Raw genomic sequence first — 14,428 nt, 5'->3', positions numbered from 1 at the left:
CCGGTGTTTTGCCCGGATGCAGCCCGATACAGTATGCTTGGCCGACCTGCCAGCTTCTGACAAACTGACTGGAATCACGTGAACTCCCCGGCGCAACGCAACATTCCCTCCCGCGGCACCATCCTGCTCGAATTCCTGGGTTCGATGAACCTGGCCATTACCCTGCTGGTGACGGTGGCGATCGCCTCGGTGGTGGGGACGGTGCTGCAGCAGAACCAGCCCTATCAGGACTACATCATCAAGTTCGGGCCCTTCTGGCACGAGGTGTTCAAGAGCCTGGGGCTGTACGACGTCTACGCCGCCGGCTGGTTCCTGGTGATCCTGGCCTTTCTGGTGATCTCCACCAGTGTCTGCATCTACCGCAATGCCCCGAACATGGTGCGCGAGATGCGTCAGTTCCGCACCCGGGTGCAGGCCGTTTCGCTGCGCAACATGCACCAGGTGCAGGAGTGGCACGCCGATGCGCCGGTCGCTGCGCTGGAGTCGCGTTACCGCGCCTGGCTCAGGCAGCACGGTTACAAGACCCGCAGCGCCGATCACGATGACCACCATCTGATCGCGGCCAAGAAGGGTTCCTGGAACCGGCTGGGCTACATCTTCACCCACACGGCCATCGTGGTGATCTGTCTCGGCGGTCTGGTCGACGGCCAGTTGCCCGTCCGCATCAAGGAAATGCTCGGCCAGATTCAGCCGGAGACCCGGGACATCCCGGCCTCGCAGGTGCCCGAGATCAGCTGGCTGCCCGAGGGCAATCCCTCCTTCCGCGGCAATGTCACCATCCCCGAGGGCGGCCGGGCCGGCATCGCCTTCCTGCAGCTGCGCGACGGCTACCTGGTGCAGCCGCTGCCCTTTACCATCGAGTTGAAGGATTTCCGCATCGAGCATTATGTGACCGGGCAGCCCAAGTCCTTCGAGAGTGATCTGGTGATCCACGATCCGGAACGCGAGCAGCCGGTGGAGGCGACCATCGCGGTCAACCACCCGCTGATCTACGAGGGCTACGCCATCTACCAGGCCAGCTTCGATGACGGCGGCTCCGGCCTCAGCCTAACCGCCTGGCCGCTGAGTCATCCCACCCTGGACACGCAGAAGGTGGAAACGGCGGTGTTCGAAAGCCTGGAGGTCGAGACCCCGGCCGGCCGCCAGACCCTGGAGTTCGAATCCTTCCGCCCCTTCAATGTCAACCCGGCGCCCGAGGATTCCGGCAAGCAGTTCCAGAACTTCGGTCCCAGCTTCACCTACAAGCTGCGCAATACCCAGGGCGAGGCGCGCGAGTACGAGAACTACATGCTGCCGGTGGAGCTGGAGGGGCGGAAATTCTTCCTCAGCGGGGTGCGCGAGAACCCCAACCAGCCGTTCTTCTACCTGCACATCCCAGCCGATCCGGCCGGTTCGCCGCAGCGCTTCCTGGCCTTCAACGCCCTGCTGCGAGACGAGGCCAGGGTACGCGAAATCGCCGCCGAGACAGTGCGCCAGACCTTCAGCGAGCTGCGCCTGCAGGAGCCGGGCATGGTCGAGGAGGTCACCGCCACCATGGGCCGGCTGGTGCGGATGTTCGCCCGCGGCGGTTTCGACGGCATTGTCGAGCAGGTCGAGGCTACTGTGCCGGAGGATCGGCGCATGCAGGTCATCGATGCCTACATGAAGGTGCTGCGCAATATCCTCAGCGCCCTCTATGCCGAGGTGCTGCGCGCCGAGGGCGTGGATCTCAGCGCGGGCATCAACGAGCGCGACAGCCGCTTCTACGAGGATACACTCAATGCCGTGACCGCGCTGCCCCTGTACGGCTCGCCCTTCTTTCTGCAGCTGGAGAGCTTCGAGCAGGTCCAGGCCTCGGGTCTGCAGATCACCCGTTCCCCGGGCAAGAGCGTGGTCTATCTCGGCTTCACACTGCTCATGATCGGGGTATTCATGATGTTCTACGTGCGTCAGCGCCGGATCTGGGTGTGGCTGCAGCCGCAGCTGGACCAGACCCAGGTCATCCTGGCCGGTTCCGGCGAACGCGACCGGCGCGACTTCGAACGTGAATTCACCCAGTTGTATCAGGGTATTCGCCGCGCCGGGGAATCCGGCTGAGCCGGAACGGCGCGGATTCAGCCCCGGTTCAGCGCTGCGGGAGCAAACTGGCCCCGCCGTTGTCTCAGTGGGTGGATTCCTCAATAATACCTGATGCGTACGCAATGGAATGGGACCGGGGCGGTGCAGCGTCCTTACCCGGGAGACCCGAGCCCAGCAGGAGACCCTCATGTCGGTAACACACGATCAGATGATGCAGGAACTTGACGAGCGCCCCTTCCTTCAGCGCCTCGGTGCCTTCGACTGGATCTGGGCCCTGCTGGTGGTGGCGGGCAGCATCTATGCCTGGTGGCACTATCACACCCTGATGGACGGCTACGAGGTGGCCATCCTGGCCGGCACCGCCGTTTCCCTGGTCGCCTGGGGCTGGTGCTGGAAGCCGGTTCGCCCCTACACCCTGGCGGTCACCGCCATCAGTCTGTTTGCCGTCTGGCTCTACGGCACCGATATCGGCGCCCGTGACAGCAATTTCTTCCTGAAGTATCTGGTTGCCAGCCAGTCGGCCATCATGTGGATGAGCGCGCTCTATGTGCTCGCCACCCTGACCTATTTCTTCGCCACCTTCACCCGTTCGGAGTTCAGCGGCAAGGTCGCCACCGCCATGACCTGGTCGGCCACTGTCATGGGTACGGTGGGGCTGATGGTGCGCTGGCGCGAGTCCTACCTGGTCAATGCCGACTTCGGTCACATCCCGGTCAGCAACCTGTACGAAGTCTTCATCCTGTTCGCCGTCATTACCGCGCTGCTGTATCTGTTCTATGAGCGCAAGTACCAAACCCGGGCCCTGGGCGGTTTTGTGCTGCTGGTGATCTCGGCCGCCGTGGCCTTCCTGCTCTGGTACAGCTTTGACCGCGGCGCCCACGAGATCGAACCGCTGGTGCCGGCGCTTCAGAGCTACTGGATGAAGATCCACGTGCCGGCCAACTTCGTCGGCTATGGCGCCTTTGCGCTGGCGGCCATGGTGGGCGTGGCCTACCTGATCCGCAACGCTCAGGAACAGCGCTATCCCGGTGGCAACAGCGTGCTGCCCAGCCTGGAGATGCTGGATGATGTGATGTACAAGTCCATCGCATTGGGGTTCGCCTTCTTCACCGTGGCCACCATCCTCGGCGCCCTGTGGGCAGCCGAGGCCTGGGGCGGCTACTGGTCCTGGGATCCGAAGGAGACCTGGGCCCTGATCGTGTGGCTGAACTACGCTGCCTGGCTGCACATGCGCCTGACCAAGGGCTGGCGTGGCGCGCCCATGGCCTGGTGGGCGATCGTGGGTCTGTTCATCACCCTGTTCGCCTTCCTGGGCGTGAACATGTTCCTCTCCGGGCTGCACTCCTACGGCGAACTGTGAAATAAGGTGTTTATTTCCTTGTTCCCTCCCCCTTGGCGGGGGAGGTGAGGAGGGGGGCGTATCTGGACCCTGCATGGGTGGGATACGACGCGCACCCTTCCCACCCCAGTCCTTTTGCCCGTACGGGTGCTCCCCTCAAGGGAGGGGAAGATGCCTTCCGCAGAAGGGCGAGTAAACGCGACAACCAAGGGATCCAAGAATGAGAAAGTTAATGCAAACCGTTGCTGTGCTGTTCACCAGCCTGTTCCTGGCCACCGCCCAGGCGGCCAACTTCGAGGAAGGCAAGGAGTACGAGCGCCTGTCCACCGTCCAGCCGACCTCGGCACCGGACAAGATCGAGGTGGTGGAACTGTTCTGGTACGGTTGCCCGCACTGCTACCGGCTGGAGCCGCATATCGAGCAGTGGTTGGAAAGCAAACCCGATGACGTCGAATTCGTGCGCCTGCCGGCGGTCCTGAGTCCGCGCTGGGAATTGCTGGCACGGGCCTGGTATACCGCTGAACTGCTGGGCGTGACCGGGCAGATCCACAAGCCGCTGTTCCAGGCCATCCATGAGCAGCGCAAGCGGATCAACACGGTCGATGAACTCAAGGCCTTCTTCGTCGAGCAGGGCGTGACGGCAGAGGACTTCGACAAGACCTTCCATTCCTTCGGGGTGGCGGCCAAGCTCAACCGGGCGCGCGAGATGACCCAGCGCTACCGGGTGCGCGGCGTGCCAGCGCTCATCATCAACGGCAAGTACCGCACTTCGGCCTCCGAAGCCGGCAGTCACGCGGCCATGATCGAGGTGACCAATCACCTGATCGAGCAGGAACGCGCTGTTACCAGCGACTGAGATGCAGCCGTCGGGTAGGTCGGGTTAGCCCGAAGGGCGTAACCCGACGGAATTCGGCGTTGTGTCGGGTTACACTTCGCTAACCCGACCTACTTGGATAGGGTGGCCCGCCGTCATGCGGGCCTTTTTATTGTCCGATTCCTGATACCATAGACTGTATGAAAGCCGCCGAACTGTTCGTCAGGTGCCTGGAGAACGAGGGTGTGGAGTACATCTTCGGAGTGCCGGGCGAGGAAAACCTGGACGTGATGGATGCCCTGCTGGACTCCTCCATCCGCTTCGTCACCTGCCGCCACGAGCAGGGCGCCGCCTTTATGGCCGATGTCTACGGTCGGCTGACCGGCCGCGCCGGGGTCTGCCTGGCCACTCTGGGGCCGGGGGCCACCAACCTGTTCACCGGCGTGGCCGACGCCAACATGGACCATGCCCCGCTGGTGGCTATCTCCGGCCAGGCCGATACCCACCGCCTGCACAAGGAGTCCCACCAGGTGCTGGACCTGGAGCAGATGTTCCAGTCCATCACCAAGTATTCCTCGCGCGTGGTCGCGCCCAACATCATCCCCGAGGTGGTGCGCAAGGCCTTCAAGCTGGCCCAGACCGACAAGACCGGCGCGACCTTCATCGAGCTGCCGGAGAACATCATGAAGCTCGACACCGAGGAGCCGCCGCTGCGCAGCCGCCAGTCGATGCTCTCGGAGCCGCCGCAGGAGAAGGTGCAGTATGCCGCCGAGCTGATCTCGCAGGCGCGCTATCCCATCATCCTGGCCGGCAATGGCGTGATCCGCTCGCGTGCCTGGAAGGAACTGGCCGGGTTCGCCGAGCATCTCGGCATCCCCACCGCCAACACCTTCATGGCCAAGGGCGTGATCCCCTTCAAGCATCCCTTTGCCCTGGGCAGTGCCGGCCTGCAGGCCAAGGACTATGTCAGCTGCGGCTTCTCGCGTGCCGATGTCATCATCTGCATCGGCTATGATCTGGTCGAGTACCACCCGCACCTGTGGCATCCGACGCGCGACCGCAAGATCATCCATATCGACACCAGCCCGGCCGAGGTCGATGCCCACTACGAACCCGAGGTCGGCGTGGTCGGCGATATCCGTCACAGCCTCAAGCGGATTGCCGAACTGGCCACGCCGCACCAGGGCCATCCCATGCGGGTGCTGCGCGAGGCGCTGATCGAGGACATGAACCAGCATGCCCGCGACGAGGCCTTCCCGGTCAAGCCGCAGAAGATCATCTGGGACCTGCGCACCGCCATGGACCTGGAGGACATCGTCATCTGCGATGTCGGCGCCCACAAGATGTGGATGGCGCGCATGTTCCGCTGCGAACATCCCAACACCTGCCTGATCTCCAACGGCTTTGCCAGCATGGGCATTGCCGTGCCGGGGGCAATCGCGGCACGGCTGGCCTGTCCGGAGCGCCGGGTGGTGGCCGTGACCGGCGACGGTGGCTTCATGATGAACTCGCAGGAGATCGAAACCGCCATGCGGCTGGGCGTGGCCATGGTGGTGCTGATCTGGAACGACGGCGGCTATGGCCTGATCGACTGGAAGCAGCACAACACCTTCCAGCGCAGTTCCCATGTCGCCTTCGGCAATCCTGACTTTGTGAAATACGCCGAGTCGTTCGGGGCGAAGGGCTACCGCATCGAGCGGGTCGCCGACCTGATGCCCACCCTGCGCCGGGCGCTGGCCGATGACACGGTCAGTATCATCGACTGCCCGGTCGATTATCGCGAGAACCTGATCCTGACCGAGAAGCTGGGCAACCTGGTCAGCCCGCTATGAGTCCGGCCGAGATCGACACCCTGCTCGAGCACATCCCGGATCGGGACGGCACCGCCGTGGGCAATACCGGGCAGCATCTGAGTCTGCTCAGCTTCAACATCCAGACCGGCATCAGCACCTCGCGCTACCGCCACTATCTCACCCACAGCTGGAAGCACGTGCTGCCGCACGCCACCCGGTTCCACAACCTGGATCGCATTGCCCGGCTGGTGGGCCAGTACGACCTGGCCGGGCTGCAGGAGGTCGACGCCGGCAGTCTGCGCAGCGGCTTCGTCAATCTCACCGAGTACATCGCCCAGCGGGCCGAGTTCCCCTTCTGGTACGACCAGACCAACCGCCGCATCGGTCAGATCGCCCGCCACGCGCTCGGCGTGGTCAGCCGGTTCCAGTGCCACGAGATCATCGAACACCGGCTGCCCGGCCCCATCGCCGGGCGCGGCGCCCTGTCGCTGCGCTACGGTCAGGGCGAGGAGAGCCTGCTGCTGCTGATCATCCACCTCGCCCTGGGCCGGCGCGCACGGCTGCAGCAGCTCGACTACCTGAGCGAGCTGGTGAATGCGCAGCGCCACGTGATCCTCATGGGGGATATGAATTTTCCCTCCGATTCCAAGGAGATGGATTACTTCATCAACCGCACCCTGCTGACCGAGCCGGTGCACGGCCTGCATACCTTCCCCAGCTGGCGGCCCAACCGCAACATCGACCATATCCTGGTCAGCCCCACCCTGCAGGTGGACCGTATCCGGGTGTTGAATTACCCGGTTTCGGATCACCTGCCCATCGCTATGGATCTGACCCTGCCCGCATCGCTGCGCCTGAACATCTGAAGACTTCCTGCCCGGCGTCGATACAGACACACGGGGCAGTATTGAACCCACGGGATGCGCAGCCGTCATGACGGAAACCGAACACGCACAACTGGAAACCTGGAAGCGCAAGTACTACGACAGTGTCGAACAGGCCGAAGCCCGCGAGCGCCGCTGGGCGGGGATGGAGGAGTTGCTGCGCAGGACGATTACGCGCCTGAGCCTGGCCGCCGACGGTCTCGACGCCACCCTGGACCGCCAGCTGGGCGAATTGCGCAACGCCATCCGCGACCGGGCTGACGACCGCGCCCTGCAGCAGCGCATCGAAGCGATGTCGGCCACCCTGGTCAGACTCGATAGCGACCGCGCCAGCGCCGCCCGTACCCCCGGAGCGGTCGAGAGCCTGCAATTGCTGCTGGAGCAGACCCGTTTCCCGCGCGGCAAAGCGCGCCGGCTCAAGGCGTTGCGCAAACAACTCGACGCCCTGGAGGATGCCGAGGCAGCCAGGGCGGTCGACCGGGTCGCGGCCCTGCTCAACGAACTGCTCGCGGTTCAGCTGCCGCAGGCCGCAGCGCCGGCGCGCGGTCTGCGCCGCTGGCTCGGCGGCCAGACCCGCCCCGATGTGGCGGTCGAAGCCGGGGCGTCGGAACCGGGTCCGGCCGGTCCGGCGCCGCAGCAGGAAAGGATGACCGCCCCGGCGTCGGGTGCTGCCGGCCACGAACTCCTGCTGCAGCTGCTGGAACAGCTGGGGCTGCCGGAGGCCTTCGACGCCCGCATTGAGGCGCTGCAGCAGCGGCTGGAGGAGGACAGCGACTGCGATACGCTGGCCGCCCTGCATGAGATCACCGACATGGTGGCCGAGATGCGGGTGCAGTTGCAGCGCGAAAAGCAGGAGATCGAGGACTTTCTGCAGCAGCTCACCGACCGGCTGCAGGACGTCGACAGTTTCGTCAAGGGGGCGGAAGGCGAGCGCCAGGCTGCCTACGAGCAGGGGCGGGAACTGGGCGATGCGGTCCAGGCCCAGGTGCGCGGGATCGAGTCCGATGTTCAGGACGCCCAGGAATTGAGCCAGCTCAAGCAGACGGTACAGGCGCGCATCGACGCCATTGTCGAACACGTCGAACAGCATCGCCAGGCCGAAACCGCGCGCAATCAGGCCGCCGATGCCCGTGTGCAGACCCTGCAGCAGCGGTTGCACGACCTGGAAGGCGAGGCCGCCGAACTGCGCGAGCGGGTGCGTCAGCAGCGCAGCCAGGCCCTGACCGATGCCCTGACCGGCATCCCCAATCGCCTGGCCTGGGATGAGCGGGTGCAGCAGGAATACGCCCGCTGGAAGCGTTTCCAGACCCCGCTGGCGCTGCTGGTCTGGGATGTGGACAATTTCAAACCGATCAATGATGAATACGGACATAAGGCCGGCGACAAGGTGCTGCGGGTGATCGCCGGCCTGCTGGCCGACAACATCCGCGAGACCGATTTCATCGCCCGCTTCGGCGGCGAGGAGTTCGCCATGCTGGTCACCGGCGCCGGGGTCGGGGATGTGAGCCGGGTGGCAGAGAAGCTGCGCGTGGCCATCGAAGCCTGCGGGTTCCACTATCGCGGCCAGGATGTCTCCATTACCATCTCCTGCGGCATTGCGCTGTTCGCCGACGGCGATACCGTCGAGGCGGTGTTCGAGCGTGCCGATCAGGCCCTGTACCGGGCCAAGGAACAGGGGCGCAACCGCTGCGTGCTGGCAGAGGCGGTCGACGGAGGTTGAGATGAGTCTGATGGTCAATGGCGAGTTGCGCGAAGGCTGGTTCGACAGTGAGCAGGAGGACGGCGAATTCGTCCGCAGGGAATCGCAGTTCCGCAGCTGGGTCACGCCCGACGGCAGTCCCGGTCCCGGCGGCGAGGGCGGCTTCAGGGCCGAGCCGGGGCGCTACCATCTGTATGTCTCCTACGCCTGCCCCTGGGCTCACCGGACCCTGATCCTGCGCCGGCTCAAACGGCTGGACGCGGTGATCAGCGTCGACGTGGTGCATCCGCACATGGGCGAGCCCGGCTGGCACTTCGATGCGTCCTTTCCCGGCGCCACGGCCGACACGGTCAACGGCTGCGACTATATGCACGAACTCTACCGGCTGGCGCAACCGGACTACACCGGCATCGTCACCGTGCCGGTGCTGTGGGATCGCGAGCGGCGCACCATCGTCAACAACGAGTCGGCCGAGATCATTCGCATGCTCAATTCCGCCTTCGATGCCTGGGGGGATGCGCAACTCGATATGTATCCCGTCGGGCTGCGCGATGAAATCGACGCCATCAACACCTTCGTCTACGAGAACATCAACAATGGTGTCTACCGGACCGGTTTCGCCACCAGCCAGGCCGCCTATGACCGGGCCTTCGACGCCCTGTTCGCAGCCCTGGACGAAATCGAGGCCCGCCTGTCACGGCAGCGCTATCTGGTCGGCGGGCGGCTGACCGAGGCCGACTGGCGGTTGTTCACGACCCTGGTGCGTTTCGATGCAGTCTATGTCGGTCACTTCAAGTGCAATCGCAATCGCATTGCCGATTTCCCTGCCCTGTCGAACTATCTGCGCGAGTTGTACCAGTACCCCGGCATCGCGCAGACCGTGAACCTGGAGCACATCAAGGCGCATTACTACTGGAGCCACCCCTGGCTGAATCCGTCGCGCATTGTGCCGGGTGGGCCGCGGCTGGATCTGGCAGCCGCGCATGACCGGGATCGATACCCGGCACAGCGCTGATCTCCGTCCACGGCGAACCACGGAGTCGGCACGCATGCAGATCGAACAGCTGATCCGGGACAACGCCGACCTGCTGTCGCTGCCCGAGGTCTGTCTGCAGATCCAGCTGCTGGCCGACGACCCCGAGGCCGGGAGGGAGGATTTCGCGCATATCATCATTCAGGATCCGGCTTTCACCGCGCAGCTGCTCAAGCGGGTCAACAGCGCTGCCTACGGCCTGCCTTCCCGGGTCGATACCGTCTCCCGTGCCGTCGGTCTGGTCGGCATCAATGAACTGCGCAAGCTGGCCTTGGCCATGGCGGCGGTGGAGGTGTTTCGCGGCCAGCCACTGCAGGGCTACGACATGCTTACCTTCTGGCGTCACGGCGTGTTCGTCGCGCTGGTGGCACAGGGGCTGGCCCGTCAGGCAGGTGTGCTGCATGCCGAGCGCTTGTTCATTGCCGGGCTGCTGCACGACATCGGGCACCTGGTGATGTTCACCCGGATGCCGGATGCGTGCGTCCGCCTGGGCCCGGCGGTGCTGGCGCACGCCGAGGATCTGTGCGAGCAGGAGCGTGCGCTGCTGGGCTGGGATCATGCCGCCCTCGGCGGCGCCCTGCTGCGGCACTGGCAGCTGCCAGAGGAATTGTGCCTGGCGGCCGCGTGTCACCATGCCCCGCTTGGACTGGAACAGGGTGCCCGCGAGACGGCGCTGGTGGCGCTGGCCAATCAGGTCGCCCACGCCGTCGAGCAGCAGCCGGGGCCGGCGGCCGGCGCCGAACACGATCCCTATACCCGTTTCATCGAGATCGAGGATGCGGCACCGGTGCTCGCCGCGCTGGGGCATGTCCCCAGGGAGCTCTGGCGGCAGGCCGGGGTCGGCCCGGCGGCCGTACCGGGGTGTCTGCAGCAGGCCGGCGGCGAATTCGATGCCCTGCTGGAACTGTTGTACGGATTCTGAGTCCTGCCGCCGGGCGCCGGTCCGGCTTCACGTTTTGTGCCGCGGGGATATCTGTTATGTTCAGGACTTCGCCCAATGGGAGGGACGAGTATGAGCGATAAGCCCGTCATTACTGACGATCCGCTGTACCAGCTGCTGCGCCACGGCAAGATCGAGGAATTCAATACCCTGAAGCAGGGCGGCGAGGCTGTGCGCCTGAACGGTACCGATCTGCGCGGGCTGGACCTGCGCGGGCTGGATGCCAGCGGCATCGATTTCAGTAATGCCTATTTCCGACAGGCGGACGTGCGCGGCATCGATTTCTCGGCCTCCAATCTCGAAGGCGCGAGCATCCATGCCGCCAAGATCTCCGGTGCCTATTTTCCGTCCGAGCTCGATCCCGAGGAGATCACCCTGTCGCTGATCCACGGTACCCGGATGCGGTATCGCAGGTAGGCGGCAGGAACGCAAAGGTCGCAAAGGCGCAGAGACGCAAAGAAATATTGGCTTGCGGGTTGGGCTTCGCTTGCACTCAGCCAACCCGCAATTACAGAATTGATTTATCTCAGCGGCTCTGCGCCCTCTGCGTTCCCATCGCCAGACGGTCAATCAATCGCGATCGGGCTTCTCCGGCTTCTCCGACTTCTCGATCTCGTCCAGCTCGGCGTCCATTTCCTCGTCGGTCATCGGCCGGTAGGCGTCGTCCCCGGCTTCTTCCGCGGCCGCTTCCTCGGCGCGGCGGCGTTCGAAGGAACGTGACAGCAGCACCCCGATCTCGAACAGCAGCCACATGGGCAAAGCCAGCAGGGTCTGGGAGATGATGTCCGGCGGTGTCAGCACCATGCCGATGACGAAGGCGCCGACAATGATGTAGGGCCGTTTCTTTGCCAGTGCATCCGGGGTGGTGATGCCCATCAGCACCAGCAGGAAGGTGGCCACCGGCACCTCGAAGGCGGCGCCGAAGGCGAAGAACAGCATAAGTTCGAAATCGAGGTACTTGCCGATGTCCGGCGTCACCGCTACGCCCTCGGGTGCAGTGCCGGTGAGGAAGATGGACAGGATGGGCAGGATCACGAAATAGGCGAACGCCGCGCCGGCATAGAACAGCAGGGTACTGGAGGCCAGCAGCGGCACCGCCAGGCGTTTTTCGTGCTTGTACAGTCCCGGTGCGATGAAGCCCCACACCTGGTACAGCACGTAGGGCATGGCCAGGAAGATGGACAGTACCAGGGTGGCCTTGAGCGGGATCAGGAAGGGCGCGATCACTTCCACTGCGATCATCGATGTGCCTTCCGGCAGGTGCCGGGACAGCGGGTCGGCGAGGATGGCGAAGATCCGGTCCGCAAAGGGGGCCATCACCAGGAACAGCGCCAGCACCACCACCACCATGCGCATGAGGCGGTCGCGCAACTCGATGAGGTGCGCCATGAACGGCTGTTCGACCTCCAGGTCGGGGTCGTTCCGATCGGGGCGGCTCATGATTCGCTGTCAGACCTGGGCCTGGATGCGGACCCGGATGGCGGGCTGGGCGGGGCAGGGCGATCTTCGTCCTGCGCACCGATGTCACGCAGTGATGAGGTGGCCTCGTCGATGCTGGACTTGGCGTCGCGGGCCACGGAACCGGTCTCTTCGATGATCTCGTGCAGGGGGTTGCTGTCGGCCTGCTTGGCCAGGGTCTGCTTGAGTTCCTCGGCCGCAAGCTCGCGCTGCACATCGGCCTTGACCGTGCGCACGACGCCGCGTGCCTTGCCCAGCAGCAGGCCGACCGTGCGCGCCACCTTGGGCAGGCGTTCGGGGCCGATGACCAGCAGGGCGATGATCATCAGCAGACCCAGTTCCCAGAAGCCGATATCAAACATGGCGCGGACGCATGGCGGGGTTCAGGTGTGATTGCGGCCGGCGGCGGCCGGCGCGGACATTGCCGGACAGGTTCAGACCTTGTCCTTCTCGCGAGTGGATTCGCCCTCGATGGTGCGGTCCTCCCCGGCCTGATCCTCGAGCTGTTCCTTGTTGACCTCCTCGTCACCTTCCTTGACCGCGTTCTTGAAGCCCTTCACGGCCGTGCCCAGATCCCCGCCCAGGTTGCGCAGGCGCTTGGCGCCGAACAGCACCAGCACGATCGCCAGGATGATTAACAGTTGCCAGACGCTGATTCCCATAATAACTCCCGCCGCTCAGCGGCGCTGATGATCCAACCTTACTTTTGCCGGCGCGCGGCCTTCTCGTCCAGACCGGACAGGCCGAAACGCCGCTCGAGTTCACTCAGCACATCCTCGGGCCCCAGGCCCTGGTGTGCGAGCATGACCAGGGTATGAAACCACAGATCCGCGGTCTCATAAACCAGCTGCTCACTGGAGCCTCCCTTGGCCGCGATAACGGTCTCGGTGGCTTCCTCGCCGACCTTCTTCAGGATCGTGTCCAGCCCCTTGGCGTAGAGCCCGGCCACGTAGGAACTGTCGGGATCGGCCTGCTTGCGCGCCTCCAGTATCCCGGCCAGGCGCTCCAGTGTGTCAGTCATGGTGCATCCTCAGTGTTACTGCACAAAGACGCTCAAGGCTGGCGGTATATTTCCCCCGGATCCTTGAGCACCGCTTCGACCGCCTGCCAGTCGCCGTCCTCGAGCCGGAAATAGAAGCAGCTGCGTCTGCCGGTATGGCAGGCGATGCCGCCCACCTGTTCGATTTTCAGCAGCACCACGTCCTTGTCGCAATCGACCCGGATCTCGCGGATCTGCTGGACATGACCGGACTCCTCGCCCTTGGGCCAGAGTCGGCCGCGGGAGCGGGAGAAGTATACCGCACGCCCCTCGCGGGCGCTCATGGCCAGCGACTCCCGATTCATCCAGGCGAACATCAACACCTCGCCCGTATCGGCATCCTGGGCGATGGCCGGCACTAGGCCGTCCTCGGTCCACTTGATCTCGTCGAGCCAGTTTTCGCCTGTCATGAAACAATTATAAAGTGATCTGCAGGGCGCGCGAAGAGCGCAGGGATTTTTATGACCGGATTCGGCGCGGGTGTTTCGGATTGGAACGCCGGCCGGGCCGGCCGACGCCCTGTACGGTTGGATGGGGCAGAGGCTTTCTGCCGATATTAGAGCAGGCTACAGCCTCACCTCGATGCCCTCGCGGGCCATGAGCTGCTTTGCCTCGCGGATGCTGTGCTGGCCGAAATGAAAGATGCTGGCGGCAAGAACGGCGTCGGCATGACCCTCGCGGACGCCCTCGGCCAGGTGTTCCAGCGTGCCGACGCCACCAGAGGCGATCACCGGAATCTCCACGGCATCGGCGACCGCCCGGGTCAACTCGAGGTCGAAGCCGCTCTTGGTGCCGTCGCGATCCATGCTGGTGAGCAGGATCTCGCCGGCGCCGTAGGCGGCCATGCGCCGGGCCCATTCCACCGCGTCCAGGCCGGTGGGTTTGCGTCCGCCGTGGGTGAAGATCTCCCATTTCAGTGGCTCGCCGGGCCCGCTGACCTGCTTGGCGTCGATGGCCACCACGATGCACTGGGAGCCGAAGCGTTCGGCCGCCTCGCGCACGAACTCGGGCCGGAACACTGCCGCGGTGTTGATCGCCACCTTGTCGGCGCCGGCGTTGAGCATCCTGCGGATGTCGGCCAGTTCGCGGATGCCGCCGCCCACGGTGAGCGGAATGAAGACCTGCCCGGCCACCTGCTCGACGACGTGCACCAGGGTCTCGCGGTCGTCGGAACTGGCAGTGATATCGAGGAAGGTGATCTCGTCGGCGCCCTGTTCGTCGTAGCGGCGTGCCACCTCGACCGGGTCGCCGGCGTCGCGGATATCGACGAACTTCACGCCCTTGACCACACGGCCGGCGTCGACGTCGAGACAGGGGATGATGCGTTTGGCCAGGGTCATTGCGGTTTCTCTAAGCTTTGTGACAACAACG

15 protein-coding genes are annotated in these 14,428 nt (G+C 64.5%); 9 read left to right on the top strand and 6 right to left on the bottom strand.

Annotation, left to right across the window (positions count from 1 at the left end):
* The first annotated feature begins 78 nt into the window (after window positions 1-78).
* The 9 genes from COW1_RS11950 (at window position 79) to COW1_RS11910 (ending at window position 10,977) form a co-directional block, all read left to right on the top strand.
* Window positions 79-2,076 (top strand): cytochrome c biogenesis protein ResB, encoded by a 1,998-nt coding sequence (locus COW1_RS11950; protein ID WP_201344333.1) that lies wholly within the window; start codon window positions 79-81, stop codon window positions 2,074-2,076.
* A 169-nt stretch (window positions 2,077-2,245) separates the two neighbouring features.
* A complete protein-coding gene (ccsB, locus tag COW1_RS11945; RefSeq protein WP_096364153.1) occupies window positions 2,246-3,418 on the top strand; it encodes a c-type cytochrome biogenesis protein CcsB in 1,173 nt (390 codons plus the stop codon).
* Window positions 3,419-3,629: 211 nt separating this feature from the next.
* Window positions 3,630-4,253 carry a thiol:disulfide interchange protein DsbA/DsbL gene (locus COW1_RS11940; RefSeq protein ID WP_197702972.1) on the top strand — a complete coding sequence of 208 codons (624 nt, stop codon included), beginning with the start codon at window positions 3,630-3,632 and terminating at the stop codon, window positions 4,251-4,253.
* A gap of 158 nt (window positions 4,254-4,411) precedes the next feature.
* A complete protein-coding gene (locus tag COW1_RS11935) occupies window positions 4,412-6,043 on the top strand; it encodes an acetolactate synthase large subunit (RefSeq protein ID WP_096364157.1) in 1,632 nt (543 codons plus the stop codon).
* Window positions 6,040-6,870, top strand: coding sequence for an endonuclease/exonuclease/phosphatase family protein (locus COW1_RS11930; protein WP_096364159.1), 831 nt, complete (start codon window positions 6,040-6,042; stop codon window positions 6,868-6,870). Before COW1_RS11935 ends, COW1_RS11930 begins: the two co-directional genes overlap by 4 nt.
* A gap of 67 nt (window positions 6,871-6,937) precedes the next feature.
* Window positions 6,938-8,608 (top strand): GGDEF domain-containing protein, encoded by a 1,671-nt coding sequence (locus COW1_RS11925; protein WP_096364161.1) that lies wholly within the window; start codon window positions 6,938-6,940, stop codon window positions 8,606-8,608.
* 1 nt (window position 8,609) lies between these two features.
* Window positions 8,610-9,602, top strand: coding sequence for a glutathione S-transferase family protein (locus COW1_RS11920; RefSeq protein ID WP_201344332.1), 993 nt, complete (start codon window positions 8,610-8,612; stop codon window positions 9,600-9,602).
* Between the two features lie 34 nt (window positions 9,603-9,636).
* The gene (locus COW1_RS11915; RefSeq protein ID WP_201344331.1) at window positions 9,637-10,542 is read left to right on the top strand and encodes an HDOD domain-containing protein; all 906 of its coding nucleotides are present in this window, start codon (window positions 9,637-9,639) and stop codon (window positions 10,540-10,542) included.
* A 90-nt stretch (window positions 10,543-10,632) separates the two neighbouring features.
* On the top strand, window positions 10,633-10,977 hold the full coding sequence (locus COW1_RS11910) for a pentapeptide repeat-containing protein (protein WP_201344330.1): 345 nt from the start codon (window positions 10,633-10,635) through the stop codon (window positions 10,975-10,977).
* A 153-nt stretch (window positions 10,978-11,130) separates the two neighbouring features.
* Here COW1_RS11910 and tatC read toward each other — a convergent pair whose 3' ends face one another.
* The 6 genes from tatC to hisF form a co-directional block, all read right to left on the bottom strand.
* Window positions 11,131-12,000 (bottom strand): twin-arginine translocase subunit TatC, encoded by an 870-nt coding sequence (gene tatC / locus COW1_RS11905; protein WP_201344329.1) that lies wholly within the window; start codon window positions 11,998-12,000, stop codon window positions 11,131-11,133.
* On the bottom strand, window positions 11,997-12,380 hold the full coding sequence (tatB, locus tag COW1_RS11900) for a Sec-independent protein translocase protein TatB (RefSeq protein ID WP_096364171.1): 384 nt from the start codon (window positions 12,378-12,380) through the stop codon (window positions 11,997-11,999). Before tatB ends, tatC begins: the two co-directional genes overlap by 4 nt.
* 72 nt (window positions 12,381-12,452) lie before the next feature.
* Window positions 12,453-12,680, bottom strand: a complete 228-nt coding sequence (locus tag COW1_RS11895; RefSeq protein ID WP_096364173.1) for a Sec-independent protein translocase subunit TatA — start codon at window positions 12,678-12,680, stop codon at window positions 12,453-12,455.
* Between the two features lie 38 nt (window positions 12,681-12,718).
* Complete coding sequence (locus tag COW1_RS11890; RefSeq protein ID WP_096364175.1) at window positions 12,719-13,039, bottom strand: phosphoribosyl-ATP diphosphatase; 321 nt, start codon at window positions 13,037-13,039, stop codon at window positions 12,719-12,721.
* 32 nt (window positions 13,040-13,071) lie between these two features.
* Window positions 13,072-13,467: a phosphoribosyl-AMP cyclohydrolase gene (gene hisI / locus COW1_RS11885; RefSeq protein WP_096364177.1), complete on the bottom strand. Its 396-nt coding sequence runs from the start codon at window positions 13,465-13,467 to the stop codon at window positions 13,072-13,074.
* A 156-nt stretch (window positions 13,468-13,623) separates the two neighbouring features.
* On the bottom strand, window positions 13,624-14,397 hold the full coding sequence (gene hisF / locus COW1_RS11880) for an imidazole glycerol phosphate synthase subunit HisF (protein WP_201344328.1): 774 nt from the start codon (window positions 14,395-14,397) through the stop codon (window positions 13,624-13,626).
* Between the last annotated feature and the right edge of the window lie 31 nt (window positions 14,398-14,428).

The organism is Thiohalobacter sp. COW1 (assembly GCF_016629505.1).
Taxonomy (GTDB): Bacteria; Pseudomonadota; Gammaproteobacteria; order Thiohalobacterales; family Thiohalobacteraceae; genus Thiohalobacter; species Thiohalobacter thiocyanaticus_A.
The sequence above is the reverse complement of the archived record's forward strand: the minus strand, read 5'-3'. Positions and strand labels throughout refer to the sequence as shown.